Origin of the sequence: Pseudomonas sp. SWRI81, assembly GCF_014268545.1 — a bacterium.
GTDB classification, from domain to species: domain Bacteria; phylum Pseudomonadota; class Gammaproteobacteria; order Pseudomonadales; family Pseudomonadaceae; genus Aquipseudomonas; species Aquipseudomonas hamedanensis.
On sequence record NZ_JABWQS010000007.1, the window covers coordinates 18,562 to 36,770 of the forward strand.

Annotated in this window: 18 protein-coding genes; 8 read left to right on the forward strand and 10 right to left on the reverse strand. The window is 60.4% G+C overall.

From position 1 onward, the window contains the following. Positions 1–38: 38 nt before the first annotated feature. Positions 39–485 carry a DUF2442 domain-containing protein gene (locus HU765_RS06570; protein WP_186619462.1) on the reverse strand — a complete coding sequence of 149 codons (447 nt, stop codon included), beginning with the start codon at positions 483–485 and terminating at the stop codon, positions 39–41. After that, a complete protein-coding gene (locus tag HU765_RS06575; RefSeq protein WP_186619463.1) occupies positions 482–910 on the reverse strand; it encodes a DUF4160 domain-containing protein in 429 nt (142 codons plus the stop codon). Before HU765_RS06575 ends, HU765_RS06570 begins: the two co-directional genes overlap by 4 nt. A gap of 328 nt (positions 911–1,238) precedes the next feature. Here HU765_RS06575 and aroQ point away from each other — a divergent pair, with 328 nt between their 5' ends. Continuing rightward, positions 1,239–1,679, forward strand: a complete 441-nt coding sequence (aroQ, locus tag HU765_RS06580) for a type II 3-dehydroquinate dehydratase (RefSeq protein ID WP_186619464.1) — start codon at positions 1,239–1,241, stop codon at positions 1,677–1,679. A 4-nt stretch (positions 1,680–1,683) separates the two neighbouring features. Continuing rightward, positions 1,684–2,538: a shikimate dehydrogenase gene (locus HU765_RS06585; RefSeq protein WP_186619465.1), complete on the forward strand. Its 855-nt coding sequence runs from the start codon at positions 1,684–1,686 to the stop codon at positions 2,536–2,538. A 114-nt stretch (positions 2,539–2,652) separates the two neighbouring features. On the opposite strand, the gene HU765_RS06590 is transcribed toward HU765_RS06585, so the two are convergent. Next, a complete protein-coding gene (locus HU765_RS06590; protein ID WP_186619466.1) occupies positions 2,653–3,330 on the reverse strand; it encodes a TetR/AcrR family transcriptional regulator in 678 nt (225 codons plus the stop codon). Between the two features lie 102 nt (positions 3,331–3,432). Next, positions 3,433–5,334 carry a 3-dehydroshikimate dehydratase QuiC gene (quiC, locus tag HU765_RS06595; protein WP_186619467.1) on the reverse strand — a complete coding sequence of 634 codons (1,902 nt, stop codon included), beginning with the start codon at positions 5,332–5,334 and terminating at the stop codon, positions 3,433–3,435. A gap of 339 nt (positions 5,335–5,673) precedes the next feature. Here quiC and HU765_RS06600 point away from each other — a divergent pair, with 339 nt between their 5' ends. Continuing rightward, on the forward strand, positions 5,674–7,011 hold the full coding sequence (locus HU765_RS06600) for an MFS transporter (RefSeq protein ID WP_186619468.1): 1,338 nt from the start codon (positions 5,674–5,676) through the stop codon (positions 7,009–7,011). Between the two features lie 123 nt (positions 7,012–7,134). Here the strand turns inward: HU765_RS06600 and HU765_RS06605 are convergent, their stop codons facing one another. Further along, complete coding sequence (locus tag HU765_RS06605) at positions 7,135–8,013, reverse strand: DMT family transporter (protein WP_186619469.1); 879 nt, start codon at positions 8,011–8,013, stop codon at positions 7,135–7,137. A 395-nt stretch (positions 8,014–8,408) separates the two neighbouring features. Between HU765_RS06605 and HU765_RS06610 the strand changes: the two genes are divergently transcribed. Together HU765_RS06610 and HU765_RS06615 are read left to right on the forward strand one after the other, a co-directional pair. Further along, a complete protein-coding gene (locus HU765_RS06610; protein WP_186546830.1) occupies positions 8,409–9,293 on the forward strand; it encodes a neutral zinc metallopeptidase in 885 nt (294 codons plus the stop codon). After that, on the forward strand, positions 9,294–10,247 hold the full coding sequence (locus HU765_RS06615; RefSeq protein WP_186619470.1) for an alpha/beta hydrolase: 954 nt from the start codon (positions 9,294–9,296) through the stop codon (positions 10,245–10,247). 142 nt (positions 10,248–10,389) lie between these two features. On the opposite strand, the gene HU765_RS06620 is transcribed toward HU765_RS06615, so the two are convergent. The 3 genes from HU765_RS06620 to HU765_RS06630 all read right to left on the reverse strand — a co-directional run bounded on the left by HU765_RS06620 (position 10,390) and on the right by HU765_RS06630 (position 12,528). Continuing rightward, positions 10,390–10,983, reverse strand: coding sequence for an HAD family hydrolase (locus tag HU765_RS06620; protein ID WP_186619471.1), 594 nt, complete (start codon positions 10,981–10,983; stop codon positions 10,390–10,392). Next, entirely contained in the window at positions 10,980–11,849 is an 870-nt protein-coding gene (gene tesB, locus HU765_RS06625) for an acyl-CoA thioesterase II (RefSeq protein ID WP_186546827.1), read from the reverse strand. The genes HU765_RS06620 and tesB overlap by 4 nt, the downstream gene beginning before the upstream one ends. A gap of 109 nt (positions 11,850–11,958) precedes the next feature. Then, positions 11,959–12,528: a GNAT family N-acetyltransferase gene (locus HU765_RS06630; RefSeq protein WP_186619472.1), complete on the reverse strand. Its 570-nt coding sequence runs from the start codon at positions 12,526–12,528 to the stop codon at positions 11,959–11,961. Positions 12,529–12,610: 82 nt separating this feature from the next. Here HU765_RS06630 and HU765_RS06635 point away from each other — a divergent pair, with 82 nt between their 5' ends. After that, positions 12,611–13,531 (forward strand): histone deacetylase, encoded by a 921-nt coding sequence (locus HU765_RS06635; protein WP_186619473.1) that lies wholly within the window; start codon positions 12,611–12,613, stop codon positions 13,529–13,531. 269 nt (positions 13,532–13,800) lie between these two features. Continuing rightward, positions 13,801–15,042, forward strand: a complete 1,242-nt coding sequence (locus HU765_RS06640) for a TIGR03862 family flavoprotein (protein WP_186619474.1) — start codon at positions 13,801–13,803, stop codon at positions 15,040–15,042. A 107-nt stretch (positions 15,043–15,149) separates the two neighbouring features. Here the strand turns inward: HU765_RS06640 and HU765_RS06645 are convergent, their stop codons facing one another. Continuing rightward, a complete protein-coding gene (locus HU765_RS06645) occupies positions 15,150–16,490 on the reverse strand; it encodes a DEAD/DEAH box helicase (RefSeq protein ID WP_186619475.1) in 1,341 nt (446 codons plus the stop codon). A gap of 52 nt (positions 16,491–16,542) precedes the next feature. Beyond that, positions 16,543–17,478 (reverse strand): drug/metabolite exporter YedA, encoded by a 936-nt coding sequence (gene yedA, locus HU765_RS06650; protein WP_186619476.1) that lies wholly within the window; start codon positions 17,476–17,478, stop codon positions 16,543–16,545. Between the two features lie 164 nt (positions 17,479–17,642). On the opposite strand from yedA, the gene HU765_RS06655 reads away from it, so the two are divergent. Beyond that, a complete protein-coding gene (locus HU765_RS06655) occupies positions 17,643–18,095 on the forward strand; it encodes an Lrp/AsnC family transcriptional regulator (protein ID WP_186546821.1) in 453 nt (150 codons plus the stop codon). The last annotated feature ends 114 nt before the right edge of the window (positions 18,096–18,209 follow it).

Consider the following 18,209-nt stretch of genomic DNA (forward strand, 5'->3'; position numbering starts at 1 on the left):
CGAGAAAGCCGTCGTGACTGACGGCTTTTTTGTGGGAGCTAGGGCGCGATATCGGTTTTACGCGGGCGCCCGCCTTTTTTGCCATTCGCTCGTGCAGCTGCGGTTTTTGCAGCACTGCTTTGACGTCCGTTGCGCGAAGCAACGACCGAAGCCGCCATCTTCATGAGTGAAGGGCTCGCCGAAATCATACCGGCGATTGAAATATCCAGGTCTTTACCCTCATGACAAAGCGCAGTGCCGGCGAAGCCGATCGTCAGGCTTGCATAATCGGCTGCGTCAAACCCATCGAACTCCGGATACAGCTTTACCGGCAGCAAAACACCGCTGCCATCCTCGAAACGAACGACCAGCGAGGATTCTTCGAAGGTCACGGAAACAGCCTGCAAACTGCTGGCTTGTCGTGCCTCGCCAAGTTTTATGGCGTCATCGAGCATTTCCTCCGTCAAGGGGCGATGCTCGGACGGTCTTGCCTTGATGACTTTCATAAATCGATTTCAACTCCTTCCAATTTGCCGAGCAGCGTCAGAAATACCCTGTCTTCTTCTGGGTCATAGCACGCCGATCCGATTCGGTAGGTCGTTTCGGTGACCGGCTTCATCACGGGCACTTCATTTGATTCGCAGTCCCATACCTGATTGTCGAGACAAGCGGTTTGCATGCCCGACCACCAGATTCCGCGTGCGCGACGCAGATGCGCCGATAGTCCGAATGACTGACGCAGGCCTTCAAGCACGGCTTGCGGCGGCCGACGGGACAGCGGCACGACATCCCAGAGATCAACGTCGTTGTGCCAGAAGCTGAAGCGCAATCGCGCACTCCAGGCGCCCGCATCCACATGGGCGTGCGGTGGGCAGTGCTCATCTCGCAACATGATGCATATCGACAATCCCTTGTAACTGCATACCTTCATGCTAACCCATCCGTTAGGTTTATAGATTACAAAACTCGATTTTCCTTTCGAGTCCGACGACCGGTGTATGAGAACAGATCTTCCGGAAGTCACAGAAGGCTAGCGGTTTCGTGGTAATCGAGGCCGCAGAAGGAACGGAAAAAACGTAAGCAAAGCTGTCGTTACACCTTGAAAAAGATGGATCGCCATAAGTTGGCGTGCGATCACCGAACAAAAAACATTACTGCCTAAGTAGTTCAATTGACCAATGTAACCAACTAGTACATTTTATCTCCACAGGCTGAAACCCCTCGGCCCAAGCCAAAAACAATAAGTGGAGTTCTTCCCCATGCGCCCTATCGTTCTGGTGCTTAACGGCCCGAACCTGAACCTGCTCGGCACTCGCGAGCCGGCGACTTACGGTCACGAGACCCTGGCTGACATTTCTGCGCTGTGCGGTCGCGCCGCTGAAGAATTCGGTCTGAGCGTGGAGTTTCGCCAGACCAATCACGAAGGCGAGTTGCTTGACTGGATTCACGCCGCTCGCGGCCGTTGCGCCGGGATCGTGATCAACCCGGCCGCGTGGACACATACCTCGGTGGCGATTCGCGATGCGTTGGTGGCCAGCGAGTTGCCGGTCATTGAAGTGCATTTGTCCAACGTTCATGCCCGTGAGCCGTTTCGCCATCACTCGTTCGTCTCGGCGATTGCCACGGCGGTGATGTGCGGGTTCGGCAGCCACGGCTATCGACTGGCGCTGGAATACTTCAGCCAGCGACTCAAGGGGTAAGCGCATGTCCGGATGCAACGCGATACTCGCCGGGCTGATCGGCGCCGGCATTCAGGCCTCGCGAACGCCCGCGCTGCATGAGCGCGAAGGCGATGCCCAAGGCCTGCGTTATCTGTACCGGTTGATCGATCTGGATCAACTGCACCTCGACAGCAGCGCCCTGCCCGACCTGCTGCTGGCGGCCGAGCGGATGAATTACACCGGGCTGAACATCACCTTCCCGTGCAAACAGGCGATCATCCCGCTGCTCGATGAACTGTCGCCGGAAGCCCGCGGTATCGGGGCGGTAAACACCGTGGTGCTGAAGGACGGCAAGCGTGTCGGCCACAACACTGACTGCCTCGGTTTCGCTGAAGGTTTGCGCCGGGGTTTGACGGACGCCGCCCGTGAAGGCGTAGTCCAGATGGGCGCTGGTGGCGCTGGCGCGGCAGTGGCCCACGCGCTGTTGGGTGAAGGCGTACGGCAACTGACTATTTTTGATGTCGACCGCGAGCGTGCGGAAAGCCTGGTGAACAATCTCAACCAGCATTTTGGTGTGGGGCGCGCGCAGGCCGGAGGGGATTTGCCCGGCGCGCTGGCGCGGGCCGATGGCCTGGTCAACACCACGCCGATGGGCATGGCCAAGCTGCCGGGCTCACCAGTGCCGGCCGAGTTGCTGCGCAAGGAATTGTGGGTCGCGGAGATTGTGTATTTCCCGCTGGAAACCGAGTTGTTGAGTAACGCCCGCGCCCTGGGCTGCCGAACCCTGGACGGCGGCAACATGGCGGTATTTCAGGCAGTGAAGGCGTTCGAATTGTTCAGCGGCGTGGTGCCGGATGCGCAGCGGATGCTGGCACACTTTCAAAGCATGAATGGTTGAACCCTGCCGCCACCCTGTAGGAGTGAGCCTGCTCGCGATAGCATTCCGTCAGCCGATACATATTTTTCTGACACACCCTATCGCGAGCAGGCTCACTCCTACACGGGGATGGCGTCAGGCCTGCAGGTAGCGCAACACCGATTCGCAGATCATCTCGCGATGACGCTGTTTGATGGCATCGTCCGGCAGATCGATCTGAAAAATCTCACCCAGCGTATGGCGGTTCGACACGCGATAAAAGCAGAACGAGCTGATCAGCAGATGCACATCCAGCGCATCGATACCACGGCGGAACACGCCCTCGTCAGCACCTCGCTTCAAGATCGTGCCAAGGGTATCGAGAATCGTATTGTTCAGTGCCTTGATCGCATCGGAACGCTTCACGTATTCGGCGTTATGGATGTTTTCGATGCTGACGATGCGCACGAAATCGACGTTGCGATCGTGGTGATCAAAGGTGAATTCCACCAGGCGCCGAATCGCCAGCTCCGGTGGCAGTTCGTCCAGGTGCAGGCGGTTTTCCGTGCTGCGGATATCGCCGTAGAGTTTCTCCAGTACCTCGACGTACAACTGCTCCTTGCTGCCGAAGTAGTAATAGATCATGCGCTTGGAGGTGTGGATGCGCTCGGCAATCGCGTCAACGCGGGCGCCGGACAAACCTTGCTGGACGAACTCGACGATCGCCTCCTGCAGGATGTTCTCGCGGGTCTTTTCCGGGTTGTTCTTGCGACTCTTGCGCGGCTCGGCGCTGGACTCGACAGCAGCAGCGGATAGTTCTGAATTCGTTGTCATTGCGGGCTCACGGCCATCACTGCACAGGCTGGCGATTATGGGCCGCGCGGCACACCGAAGGAAGCCACGCAACCGCTGTTTGGTCCCGCGCTTACGAATTTCCTACAACTTCGCCTGACGCACCGCACCACTGCGTGATTTGGCCATCGCCGCCAGACGCACCGCGACGTTCGCCGCGCCATATCCGGCATAACCGTTTTTACGCTGAATGATCTCAAAGAAGAAACGCCCTTCGAACGGCTCGGTGTAGACGTGAAACAACTCGCCGCCCTGGGCGTCACGGTCGTAGAGCACGTTGTAATAGGCCAGCTCGCTGAGAAACTCGTCGTCGAAATCGAAGCGCGCGGCAAGGTCGTCATAGTAATTGAGCGGGATATCCAGCAGCGGCACGCCCGCCTCTTTCGCCCGACTGACTTCGGCGAAGATGTCGTCGCAATCAAAGGCGATGTGATGCACCCCCGAGCCGCGATAGCTCGACAGCGCGTGGGAGATCGCGGTATTGCGGTTCTCGGAAATATTCAATGGCAAGCGAATCGAACTGTCACGACTGCGCAGTGCGCGGCTCTTCACCAGACCATAGGGGTCGGGCAACACCACCTCGTCGTCAGCCTCGAAATCCAGCAGGCTTTTATAGAACAGCACCCAACTGTCGAGGCTGTCCGCCGGCAGGGCCATGGCCATATGGTCGATGCGCTTGAGGCCGCCTCGGGCCACTGCGTCTGGCAGCAGGTTGAAGTCGGTGCCGTAGACATCGGCGTCTTCATCGACCAGATAAATCAAACTGCCGTCCGGCGCACGCACTGCCGCCAGTTCCAGTTCATTGGGGCCGACCAGTCCGCGATAGGGCTGGCCCTTATACGCGACGGCGCGGGCCAGTGCGCTGGCGCTGTCCTTGACCCTGATCGCCGTGGCGCACAACGACGGGCCGTGGGCTTCGAAAAAACTGTGGCCGAACGAATAAGGCTCGGCGTTGAGAATCAGGTTGATATCGCCCTGGCGCAGCAGGCTCACACTCTTGGAACGATGCTGCCCGGCCGTGACGAAACCGAGGCGCTGCAGCCAAAGACTGAGTTTTGCGCCCAGCGCCTCGTCGACCGCGAATTCGAGAAACTCGATGCCGTTGTACTCACTGGCCTTGGGTGTTTCGAAGAGGATCTCGCGATTAACCACCGGCGTGGCTTCCTGCTCCAGACGCTGGCGGGTCTTCTCTTCCAGGTACAGCAGCGAACGCAAACCGTCGGCAGCATTGGCCCGCGGCGGTGCAGCCCGGAAGCCATCGTTGAAAATCTCCAGAGACAGCGGCCCGGTGTAACCACTCTGGATGATCGGCGCGAGGAATCCCGCCAGATCGAATTCGCCCTGCCCCGGGAAGCAGCGGAAATGTCGGCTCCACTCCAGCACATCCATTTGCAGAATCGGCGCGTCGGCCATTTGCACGAAGAAGATCTTGTCGCCGGGAATCTCGGCGATCGCGCCTGGATCGCCCTTGAGCGACAAGGTGTGGAAGCTGTCGAGCAGCACACCCAGGCACGGGTGATCGGCCTGACGCACAATGTCCCAGACCTGTTGATAAGTGTTGACGTGACGGCCCCAGGCCAGCGCTTCGTAACCGATGCGCAAGCCACGGGCACCGGCGCGCTCGGCCAGCAGGCGCAGATCGTCCACCAGAATTTGCTGATCGCCGATGCTGTCTGCCGCTGCGTTGCTGCATACCAGCACCAGGTCGGTGCCGAGTTCCTGCATCAGATCGAACTTGCGCTCGGCGCGCTCCAGATTGCGCGCCAGCCGGTCACGGCGGCAGCCTTCAAAGTCACGGAACGGCTGAAACAGCGTGATGGCGATGCCAAGATCGGCGCACATCTGTTTAATTTCACGGGGGCTGCCGTCGTAGTACAGAAGGTCGTTTTCGAAAATCTCCACCCCGTCGAACCCGGCGGCGGCGATGGCTTCGAGTTTTTCCGGCAGGGTGCCGCTCAAGGAAACGGTGGCAATGGAACGCTGCATCTTTCAACTCCCGGACTGCGCCGCTTTTACATAAGAGCTGCCGAAGGCTGCGATCTGTTGATCCTCAAAAGCGAAGATCGCAGCCTTCGGCAACGCCTACATCGAGTAGGTTTTTATCGTGAGGAAATTATTGGCTGCATCCCTGCGCGCAGCAAATTAAAGTGTACTACCCGGTTAGTTTTGCGTGCGATTATCGAACACAATGGCGGTTTGGCGAATTGACGATTTTTCGTCCACTGCCCAACATCGACCGCACATTGAGTCCGGATCTGAACCACCGGTCGCAGCGTGCAAGAGAAAAAGCACACCAAATAAAAAATCCAAAAACGGGTGGAACACATGATTCCTTCACAGACTTCCCGCGTGGCTCCGGCCATGAGCACTGCCACGGGTGGCATCGGCGACAAGATCCGCGGCGCCATGGCGGTCGGCAAGACCCGCTGGGGCATGCTGGCGCTGGTGTTTTTTGCCACCACTCTGAACTACATCGACCGCGCCGCCCTCGGCGTCATGCAGCCAATCCTCGCCAAGGAAATGAGCTGGACGGCGATGGATTACGCCAACATCAACTTCTGGTTTCAGGTCGGCTACGCGATCGGTTTCGTCCTGCAAGGGCGGTTGATCGACCGGGTCGGCGTCAAGCGCGTGTTCTTCTGCGCCGTGCTGCTCTGGAGCCTGGCCACCGGCGCTCATGGCTTGGCGACTTCGGCCGTCGGCTTCATGGTCTGCCGCTTTATCCTCGGTCTGACCGAAGCGGCCAACTACCCGGCCTGCGTGAAAACCACACGCCTGTGGTTTCCGGCCGGCGAACGCGCGGTGGCCACCGGCATCTTCAACGCCGGCACCAACGTCGGTGCGATGTTCACGCCGATGCTGTTGCCGCTGGTGCTTCATGTGTGGGGCTGGCAGGCAGCGTTTCTGTGCATGGCGGCATTGGGCGGGATCTGGCTGCTGTTCTGGGGCTTGAAGTACTTCAACCCGGAAGATCACCCGAGCGTGAAACAGTCGGAACTTGATTACATCCAGCAGGAAGTCGAACCGGAACAGGCCCGCGTGCCGTTTTCGAGAATCCTGCGTATGCGCGGCACCTGGGCCTTCGCCATTGCCTATTCGCTGACCGCCCCGGTGTTCTGGTTTTACCTGTACTGGCTGCCGCCGTTCCTCAATCAGCAATACAACCTGGGGATCAACGTCACGCAGATGGGCATTCCGCTGATCATTATCTACGTCACCGCCGACTTCGGCAGTGTCGGTGGCGGCATCCTGTCCTCGTTCCTGATCGGTCGCGGAATGAATTCGATCAAGGCGCGACTGCTGTCGATGTTCCTGTTCGCCTGCTGCATCATCGGCGTGGTCATGGCGGCCGGCTCGGCCAACCTGTGGGTGGCCGTGGCGGCGATTTCCCTGGCGATCGGCGCGCACCAGGCCTGGACCGCGAACATCTGGAGCCTGGTGATGGATTACACGCCCAAGCACATGATGAGCACGGTGTTCGGTTTTGGCGGGATGTGCGCGGCCATCGGCGGGATGTTCATGACCCAAATCGTCGGCCACATCCTCACTGTCACCCACAACAACTACACGGTGCTGTTCACGCTGATTCCGGCGATGTATTTCCTCGCGCTGACGTGGATGTACTTCATGGCACCGCGCAAGATTCCGACCGTTACCGAATAACCTGCCAAACCCGTCCCCTGTAGGAGTGAGCCTGCTCGCGATAGCGTTGTATCAGTCAACATCTTCAGCGACTGATACACCGTAATCGCGAGCAGGCTCACTCCTACAGGGATTTGCGTTTCTTCAGCGCCGACTCTGCTGCCACGCCGCCGCCAGGCCGCTGCAGCAGATCACCACGATGCCGATCACGGTCAACCCGCTCGGTGTGTGATCGAACAGCAACCAGCCCAACAATCCCGCAAACACGATCTGGCAATAACCGAACGGCGCCAGCAAGGCCGGTGCGGCGTGACGGAAGGCCTGGGTCAGAAACAAATGCGCAGTCATCCCGCAACTGCCCAGCGCCAGCATTAGCGCGGCATGGGGCAGCGTCGGCACTTGCCAGAAGAATGGCACCAGCGCGCTCATCACCAGGGTATTGCACAGACCTGCAAAAAAATTGCTGGTGGTCGGGCTGTCCACTTCGGCGAGCTTGCGGGTCAGCAATTGATAGAAGCAGAAAAACAGTGCCGAACAGAACGGCAGCAATACCGCCGGGGTGAACAGTTCACCGCCGGGATGGACGATGATCAGCACGCCGATGAAGCCGCAAATCACCGCGATCCACTGCCCGCGCGTCACCCGCTCCTTGAGCAGCGGCACCGACAGCGCCGTCACCAGTACCGGCGCGAGAAAGTTGACCGCCGTGGCTTCCGCCAGCGGGATGTACAGCAGCGCCGTGGTGAAGAACAGGCTGGTGCCGAGCAGGCACAGCGCCCGAACCAACTGCCACAACGGTTTTTTGGTGCGCAGGACACGCAGCCCGGACTGTGGCAGAAAAATCCCCGCCATCAACAAGGTGTGCACCAGATACCGCGCCCACACCACCATGACGATCGGATAGAAACCAGACAGGTATTTCGACAGCGCGTCGTGGCTGGAAAACAGAAATGTCGCCACGACAATCAGCAAGATCCCCTTGAAGGGCTGGTTGACACCGGAGAGCGGAGTGCTGACGGTCATGGGCAATCTCTAGGAAAAAATACGCTGGCGAACACGGTCGCGCTGGCGGCAATCGATTTGGCAAGCATAGTCGGCAGAGCTTTCAACAACCGCACAGGTCGCACTCTTCTTCGCCGGGAAACTGCCGTTGAGCACAAATGTGAGGCAAGATTCCCGCCACTTCGTCGCACGCCAAGCCTGCAACATCACTGACTGCTGTCGAAACGGCGGGTTCACGAAAACGCCTGCAGAAATTCACCCAAGGATTGAATTCGCGGCCCGGTCGACCGTCAATAACAAGCCCGCCTGACGAGGGCGCGTGTGAATGGACGGACGACCGGACTGGCGCCACACTCACACACCAGCAACACTCATCACCACCTGCCACTTCACCCGCACCAAAAGAGGATTCCCACATGCTATGGAAAAAAGGCCGACGCAGTGACAACGTCGTCGACGCGCGGGGTGATGACGCAGGCGGTGGCGGCGGCATGCGCTTCGGTGGCGGCAAAGGCCTGAGCCTGACCGCGATCGTGTTGATCGTCGGCATCGGCTGGCTCACCGGCCAGGACCCGATGCAGATCCTCGGCCAGCTCACCGGGCAGATGGAGCAACCGGCGCCCACTTCGCAAACCCGTCAGGCGCCTCCGGCCAACGACGAACAGGCCGAATTCGTCCGCTCGATCCTCGGCGACACCGAAGACACCTGGGGCCCGATCTTTCAGCAGGCCGGGCGCCAATACAAAGACCCGACGCTGGTGCTGTTCAGCAACCGGGTGAATTCGGCGTGTGGCATGGCCACGTCGGCCACCGGCCCGTTCTATTGCCCGGCCGACCAGAAGGTGTATCTGGACATGGCCTTCTTCGAGGAAATGTCGCAACGTTTCAAGGCCGCCGGAGATTTCGCCCAGGCCTACGTGATCGCGCATGAAGTCGGTCACCACGTGCAGACGCTGCTTGGCGTCTCGGCGAAAATCCAGGCTGCGCGCCAGCAAGGGCGGCAGATGGAAGGCGACGGCGGCTTGCTGGTCCGTCAGGAATTACAGGCCGACTGCCTCGCTGGCGTCTGGGCCTACAACGCACAGAAGCGCCTGAACTGGCTGGAACCCGGCGACATCGAAGAAGCCTTGAACGCCGCCAACGCCATCGGCGATGATCGTTTGCAACAACAGGGTCAGGGCCGCGTGGTACCGGACTCGTTCACCCACGGGACGTCGGCGCAAAGGGTGCGCTGGTTCAAAACCGGATTCGCACAAGGCCAGGTAAGCCAGTGCGACACCTTCGCGGCGAAAACCCTGTAAATGCATAAATGGCTTCTCGCTCTACTGATCCTCGGCAGCACGGCGCAGGCCGCCGGGGTCGACGCAATCAGCCCCGGGCGCTTGCAGTTCAAAGCCGGCGAAATGGCCGTCGGCATCGGACCGGCGCCGGAAAAAATCGAGCGCGTGGTGATCGTCATTCACGGTCGGCTGCGCAATGCCGAGACCTACCGCAAAAGCGCGGAAAGTGCCGTCGAACTGGCGGGACAGACATCGCACACACTGGTGATCGCCCCGCAGTTTCTCAACGAAAGCGATGTGCCGCTGTATTCGCTGCCGGCAACGCTGCTGCGCTGGAAAGGCAACGAATGGATGGCGGGCGGCTTGTCCACAGGGCCGAATCCGTTGAGTTCGTTTGCGGCGCTGGATGAAATCGTCGCACGGGTCAGCGATCGCAAGCAGTTTGCCGACGTGAAGCAGATCGTGATTTTCGGCCACTCCGGCGGCGCTCAGGTGGTGCAGCGTTACGCCCTGCTCGCCAAGGACCAGCCGGCGCTCAAGGCCAACGGTATTCGCATGCGCTACGTGGTCGCCAATCCTTCATCGTATGCGTACTTCAACGAACAGCGGCCGGTGGCGTTCGATCACGCGCAGTGCCCGGGCTTCAATCGCTGGAAGTATGGCCTGACCGACATGCCGGTATACGCCGGCGGGCAAACCCCGTTGCAGGTGGAAAGCGCTTACGTCAAACGTGAAGTGATTTATCTGCTGGGGCAGCAGGATGTCGATCCCGAACATCCGGCGCTGGACAAAAGCTGTGAAGCCGAGGCGCAAGGCGCTTACCGGTTGATGCGCGGGAAGCTGTATTTCGGTTATTTGCTGCGCCGCCATCCCGAGGGGATCAATCAGCGGCTGATTGAAGTGCCCGGAGTGGGGCATGACGGGGATGGGATGTTGACATCGCCTGAGGGGCAGAAGGCGTTGTTTGATCAGTAGGATTTGTGTTGCCTGAACCGGCCCCTTCGCGAGCAAGCCCGCTCCCACATGGGTGCTGTGCCTTGCACAAAATATCTGCGCACTGAAGATCCAATGTGGGAGCGGGCTTGCTCGCGAAGGCGCCCGGTCAGGCAATGAAATCTCAACCCTGAAGCATCCGCCGCAACTCCACACAATCCCTTGCATGCCAATCGGTCAATTCCGGCCACGGGTTATCCGGCAAGTTAACCAACACCGTCCGCGCCCCCGCCGCTCGCCCGCAATCAAGATCAAAGCGGTAATCGCCCACCATCACCATCTCGCTGGCCGGAACATTCCAGGCTGCTGCCAGTTTCAGCAAACCTCCGGGATGCGGTTTCGGCGGCGCTTCATCGCGCCCCAGCACATCTTCCACGGCAAAGCAGTCCGCCAGACCGATCGCTTGCAGCGTCACATGCGCCAGCTCCCGCGCATTGCGCGTGAGAATGCCGAGGCGATAACCACGCGCATGCAGATCACGCACCAGCTCCACCGCGCCGCTGGCCGGGGTCGAACCCAAGGCCAGATCGCGCTCGTGTTCCAGCAGCCAGGCGTGTTTGGCCGCGGCCTCATCCGGCGGCAATGCGGCGAGATGAGTAAGGATGTCGTCTTCGGCTGGAATCGCCAACGCCACGCGAATCGCCGCAAAATCGTGCACCGCGACCGTCAGCGTGCCGTCCATGTCGAACACCCAGTGGCGCACCTCGGCCAGGCTCATGCCCAATCCTTGCGATGGCGGATCAAGCCTTCCTGCGTGACCGAGGCAACCAGTTGTCCGGCGCGGTTGTACACGCTGCCCCGGGAAAAACCACGGGAATTGCCGGCCCACGGACTGTCCATCGCATACAGCAGCCAATCATCGGCGCGCAGATCATTGTGGAACCACAGCGCGTGGTCGAGGCTGGCGACCTGCATGTCTTTCTGCCAGACCGACTTGCCGTGGGGCAGCATCGAAGTGGTCAGCAGGCCGAAGTCCGAAGCGTACGCCAGCAGGTATTTGTGCAGCGCCGGAATATCGGCCAAGGCACCGTCAGCGCGGAACCAGACAAATTTCACTGGATCGGCCGGTTGCGGGTTGTACGGATCTTTTTCGGTGACCGGGCGCACTTCGATCGGCTTCGGGCACAACAGCTTTTCGCGCATGTGCTCGGGAATCAGGTGCGCCCGCTGCTGGGTCAGCTCCAGCTCCGAGGGCAGGTTTTCCGGACCGACCACCACCGGCATCTGGCTCTGGTGTTCGAAACCGGCTTCGTCGTACTGAAACGACGCACTGCAGGTGAAAATCGGCTGGCCCTTCTGGATCGCCGTGACCCGACGGGTGCTGAAACTGCCGCCATCGCGCACACGATCAACCGAATACACCACCGGCAACTTGGCGTCGCCCGGACGCAGAAAATAACCGTGCATCGAATGCACGTGACGCGCCTCTTCAACCGTCTGACTGGCTGCCGACAGCGACTGGCCCAGCACCTGGCCACCGAACAGCTGACGGAAACCCAAGTCCTGGCTACGGCCGCGAAACAGGTTTTCTTCGATCGGTTCCAGGGTCAGCAAATCGACCAGATCTTCCAGCACTTGGCTCATTCAGACTCTCCTCACACACAGCAATGCCGCGCAGTCTTGGCTGCGGCGGCCGATTCAGGTTATGGCCCGGGCCAATGATATGGCCGCCATTGTAAACGTCCGTGTCGGCTTATCCATGCAAGGTTTGCAGCCATTGTTCGCGGGTGATGCGGTACAGGATATGTCTGCGCAGCGGGTGATCGACGGCGAGTTTCGGATGATCGAAATCATCCTGCGGGTCGTGATGCATGCCGATCGCCTGCATGACTTTCTCCGACTGCGCATTGTTCTTGGCGGTGAAGGAAACGATTTCTTTCAGCGCCAACCGATCAAAGCCGCATCGCAGAGCCGTCCACGCCGCTTCACTGGCGTACCCCAGCCCCCAATGTTCTCTGGCCAGACGCCAGCCGATCTCCACGGCCGGGGTGAACGGCGCGTCAAAACCGACCACGCCGAGCCCGGTGAATCCGATGAATTCGCCGGTGTCCTTGCGCTCCAGCGCCCACAGGCCAAAGCCGTGCTCGGCAAAATGCCCGCGGACCCGGCCGATCAGCTCGGCACTTTGCAGCCGGCTCAACGGCGCCGGAAAATAGCGCATCACTTGCGGATCGGCGCACATCGCCGCAAATGCCGGCAAATCCTCGTCCTGCCACTGACGCATCAGCAAACGTGCGCTTTGCAGTTCCAGTATCGGCTCCATCGTGCCCCTCCATTTCCATGCCGCCAGTCTACATCGCTGGTAGGATCCTTCATTCTTTCCTACGTCCTGCACGAAATAAGTCATGCCGCTGCCGCTGATCTACCACGAAGACTACAGCCCCGAGTTCCCGGCGGATCACCGCTTCCCCATGGACAAGTTTCGCCTTTTGCGCGATCACCTGATCGACAGCGGCCTGACCCGCGATGCCGACCTGCTGCGCCCGCGAGTCTGCCCCAACGACATCCTCGCCCTCGCGCATGACCGCCGCTATATCGAACGCTACATGAGCGGCGAGTTGTCCCGCGAAGACCAACGGCGTCTCGGCTTGCCATGGAACGAGGCTCTGGCGCGGCGCACGGTGCGGGCGGTCGGCGGTTCGATTCTGGCGGCGGAAAAAGCCCTGGAACATGGCCTGGCCTGCCATCTGGCGGGCGGTACTCACCACGCCCACTACGATTATCCGGCCGGCTTCTGCATCTTCAATGACCTGGCGATCATCAGCCATTACCTGCTGCAAAGCGGTCGGGTGAATCGCGTGCTGATCTTCGATTGCGACGTGCATCAGGGCGACGGCACCGCGCGGATTCTTCATGACACCCCAGAGGCGATTACCGTTTCCCTGCATTGCGAAAAGAATTTTCCTGCGCGCAAAGCCGAAAGTGACTGGGACATTCCACTGCCCAAAGGCATGGGCGATGCCGACTATCTGAAGGTCGTGGACGACACGCTCAATTACCTGTTGCCGTTGTATCAACCGGATCTGGTGCTGTACGACGCCGGCGTCGATGTGCACAAGGACGACGCCCTCGGTTATCTGCAATTGACCGACGCGGGCGTCGCCGCCCGCGATGAAAGCGTGATGCGCCATTGCCTGGGTCGCGACATTCCGGTGATGGGCGTGATCGGCGGCGGCTACAGCAAGGACCGCCACGCCCTCGCCCGCCGCCACGGCATCCTTCATCACAGCGCACAGCGCGTATGGGATTCACACGGCTGTCATTGAAACGTGCTGCGTTACCCACAATCGCTGTGGAACTGCCTGTGGATAACCTGAGTGAAAGGCACTGCGGGCCTTGGTGGCTGTGGCTTTCAGAAGACTGGTTAATAATTGGCCACTGCGCAGTCCCTGTAGGAGTGAGCCTGCTCGCGATTGCGGTTGATCAGCCAGCATCAATGTTGAATGTGATTCCGCTATCGCGAGCAGGCTCACTCCTACAGGGGTTTTGCGCTGTTAGAATGCGCGCCTGTCCCGCCATACCGCAGCGCACGCCCATGACCCAGAACTCCGTCCCCATCAATGCTCACGTCGCCATCATCGGCGGTGGCCCTGCCGGCCTGATGGCCGCTGAAGTGCTGAGCCAGGCCGGCGTGCGCGTCGATCTCTACGACGGCATGCCCTCGGTCGGGCGCAAATTCCTGCTGGCCGGGGTCGGCGGCATGAACATCACTCACTCCGAAGCCTACCCGGCGTTTCTCTCGCGCTACGCCGACCGTGCGCCGCAGATCGCCCCGCTATTACGGGCGTTTGATGCCGATGCGCTGTGTCGATGGATTCACGAACTGGGTATCGAAACCTTCATCGGCAGCTCCGGCCGCGTATTCCCCACCGACATGAAAGCCGCCCCGCTGTTGCGCGCCTGGCTCAAGCGCCTGCGCGACAGCGGCGTGGTGATCCACACCCGCCATCGCTGGCTCGGCTGGGATGGGCAAGGCGCGCTGCGCGTCGACACGCCACAAGGCGAAATAGCCGTCGAACCCGATGCCACCCTGCTCGCCCTCGGCGGCGGCAGTTGGTCGCGCCTGGGTTCGGATGGCGCATGGATGCTGGCGCTGGAGCAACGCGGTGTGGACCTGGCGCCATTGCAACCGAGCAATTGCGGCTTCGAAGTGCAGGCCTGGAGCGAGCTGATGGTGAATAAATTCGCCGGCGCGCCGCTGAAAAACATCGCCATTGGATTGAACGACGATGTGCCGCGCTTGGGCGAATGCGTCATCACCGCGACCGGGCTGGAAGGCAGTCTGATCTACGCACTGTCGGCGCCGATTCGTGAGGCAATCAATCGCGAGGGGGCAGCGGTTATCCACATTGATCTGCTGCCCGGCCGGCCTGTGGATAAATTACAGGCAGCGCTGAGCAAGCCACGCGGCTCGCGCTCGATGGCCAAGCATCTGCACAGTCAGGTGGGAATTGATGGGGTGAAAGCGGCGTTGTTGCGTGAATTGACCGATGCCCAGACCTTCGCCGATCCGGCGCTCTTGGCGCGAGCAATCAAGGCGTTGCCGGTGACCTTGGTGAAAACCCGTCCGCTGGATGAGGCGATCAGCAGTGCCGGTGGCGTTAAGTTCGAGGCGATGGATGAGCGCTTGATGCTCAAGGCGATGCCGGGGGTGTTTTGCGCAGGCGAGATGCTTGACTGGGAAGCGCCGACAGGAGGCTATTTGTTGACCGGGTGTTTTGCCAGTGGGCGGGCTGCCGGTTTTGCAATGCTGGAATGGTTGCAGCGTAAGGGCTGAAGACCGTGCGTTACCAGATCGCGAGCAGGCTCACTCCTACAGGTAACGCATAGGACCTTGTAGTAGTGAGCCTGCTCGCGATAGCAATCTGACAGGCGCAGCGATGTTTAAGGCTTGCGCTTGCGTGGGCCAGTGTTGAACACCGGCACCTTGCGCACAGGCTTGATCGCCGGTTCTGGCGCTTGCGTGTCGCCGCTGTCGACCCACTTGCCCAGGTTGCGCTTACCGCCGCCACCGCCCGACGCTTTCGGCTTCTTCGGTTTCTTTGGCTTTTTGATCACCTGACCGCTGGCATCGGTGTCCGGCACGCGGTGTTCAGGCTCGAAGTCCGGTTCGTTCTGGCGTTTCAAGGTCTGGCGAGTCAGCATTTCAATCGCCGACAGCATGTTCACTTCATCGGCGCACACCAGCGAGATCGCCTCGCCCGTAGCGCCCGCACGGCCAGTACGACCGATGCGGTGAATGTAGTCCTCGGCCACGATTGGCAGGTCGAAGTTGACCACCAGCGGCAGGTCTTCGATGTCCAGACCACGGGCGGCGACGTCGGTCGCCACCAGAATCTGCACTTCGCTGAGTTTGAAACGGTCCAGCGCGCGCTGGCGGGTCGCCTGTGGTTTGTCGCCATGGATACCGTCAGCGTTCACGCCCAGGCCCTGGAGTTTTTCCACCAGTGCATCGACGCCATTACGGGTCTTGGCGAACACCAGCACCTGCTTCCACTTGTTCTTGCGCATCAGGTGCACGAACAGTTCGGCCTTGCGCTTCTTGTCCACCGTCACAATCCACTGTTTGACCGTGTTGGCGGCAACGTTGCGCGGGCTGACTTCGACGCTCAGCGGGTCGTTGAGCATCTGCCCGGCGAGCAGGCGGATGTCATCGGAGAAGGTTGCGGAGAACAATAGCGTCTGGCGCTTTTTCGGCAGCATGCGGTAAATATTCGCCAGTTCTTCGGAGAAGCCCAGGTCGAGCATGCGATCGGCTTCATCCAGCACCAGCGTTTGCAACTGATCGAGTTTGAGCGCGTTCTGGCGGAACAGGTCGATCAAGCGACCGGGCGTGGCGACAAGCACATCGACGCCGCCGCGCAGCTTCATCATCTGCGGGTTGATGCTGACACCGCCGTACACCGCATAAGTGCGCAGCGGCAGGTTTTCGGCGTACTGGCGCACAGACTCATGAACCTGCTCGGCCAGCTCGCGGGTCGGCACCAGAATCAGCGCACGCGCCGAGTTGGCGCTGACTTTCGGCCCTTCCATGGCCAGCAACTGCAACAGCGGCAAAGCGAAACCGGCGGTCTTGCCAGTGCCGGTCTGGGCCGCGGCCATCAGGTCACGACCGGCCAGCACCGCCGGAATGGCTTGCGCCTGCACCGGCGTCGGGGTCTGGTAGCCGAGCGTCTCGAGGGAGCGCAGCAAGGGTTCGATCAGGCCAAGGGAGGCGAAAGTCATGGGAGTACCGTAGGAAAAAATGACGCGGGGATGCAATGCCGCGCAGTTTACCCTAATTCGTACGCGCTTCCGTCGGAACGGCTTTCTCCTCCACTGCCGAAGGCTGCGCCGGCCGCCGCCACTGCGGCAGGCTGATCAGCAGCACGGCGCTGATGATCACCAGCATTGCCAGCGCCTCCTCTATGCCAATCGTCTCGCCGACAAACACGATGCCCAGCAGCACCGCCACCGCCGGGTTGACGTAGGCATAACTGGTCGCCGCCGCCGGACGCACGTGCTTGAGCAAATACATATAGGCATTGAAAGCGATGATCGAACCAAAAACGATCAGATACGCCAGCGCCAGCCAGCCTTCGAGCGGTGGCATGGCGTGCAACTGCTCGCCACTCACGACGCTGCCGATCAACAGCACCACGCCACCGACGAGCATTTCCACGGCACTGGCCATTGCCCCCGCCGGCAACGGCAGGTGCCGGCTCCACACTGAACCGAGCGCCCAGCTCGCGGCCGCGAGAATCAGCAACGTCGCCCCCAGCGGACTCGATTGCAGGTTGGACCCCATGTTGAGCATCGCGATGCCAATGATCCCCAGTACTACCCCGGCCCATTCCAGTCGCGTGTTCCGTGCGCCCCAGAAATAGCCGCACAACAACGTGAACAGCGGCACCGTCGCCACGGCCAGCGCAGCGACGCCGGACGCCACGCCCGTATGCTCGGCGACACTGACCGCACCATTGCCAAAGCTGAGCAGCAGAATCCCGATGATCCCCGCCGCTTTCCACTGCGCCCAGGTCGGCGCCGGCGCACCGCGCCAGCGCAGAAAGCCGTACATCAGGCTGCCAGCGATGACGAAGCGTACCCCGGCCAGCAGCAGCGGTGGCCAGTGCTCCACGCCGATGCGAATCACCAGATAGGTCGATCCCCAAATCACATACAGCGCAAAAAACGCGGCAATCAACGGCAGGGAAAAACGGCGCAAGGCAGGCATGGGCAACTCGACAGTCAGATTTCTGTGGACGGATTATTCTAGAAAGGCCGCCGCGCAAAAATAAGTTACAAAACCTGTTTATCTGGCCGGTACACTTTTGAAATCACGGAGATCACCGGAATAAACCGCGATTTCGAAAGTCTGGCATTTTCAAGAGGTGCGCCTTGGATAAATACGACCGCATGCTGCTCAGCGCCCTGTTGGAAAACGGTCGCGCGTCCTACGCCGATCTGGCGCGCAAAGTGAATCTCTCCGCCCCCGCCGTCGCCGAGCGCGTGGCCAAGCTTGAGGCGTCCGGGGTGATCACCGGGTATCAGGCGAAAATCGACCTGGCGAAAATCGGCCTGCCGATCCAGTGCGTGATCGAATTGCGCCTGAACCAGCATGGCAACCAGAAGACCTACGACGAACTGATCAAAATCCCGCAAATCACCGAATGCCACCGGGTCACGGGCGACCCGTGCGTGATCATGCAGGCGGCAGTGGGTTCGATGCCGGAACTCGAGGAGTTGATCAATCGGGTGGCGACGTTTGGTTTCAGCAAGACATCAATCGTGCTGTCGAGCGCCGTCGAAAAGCGCGTGCCGCTCGGCCATATCGAAAGCAACGGCAAATAATCAGGCACCCCGAAGTCCAAATGTGAGAGCGGGCTTGCTCGCGAAGAGGCCGTATCAGACAACAACGCTTTGAATGACACACCGCATTCGCGAGCAAGCCCGCTCCCACAGGGG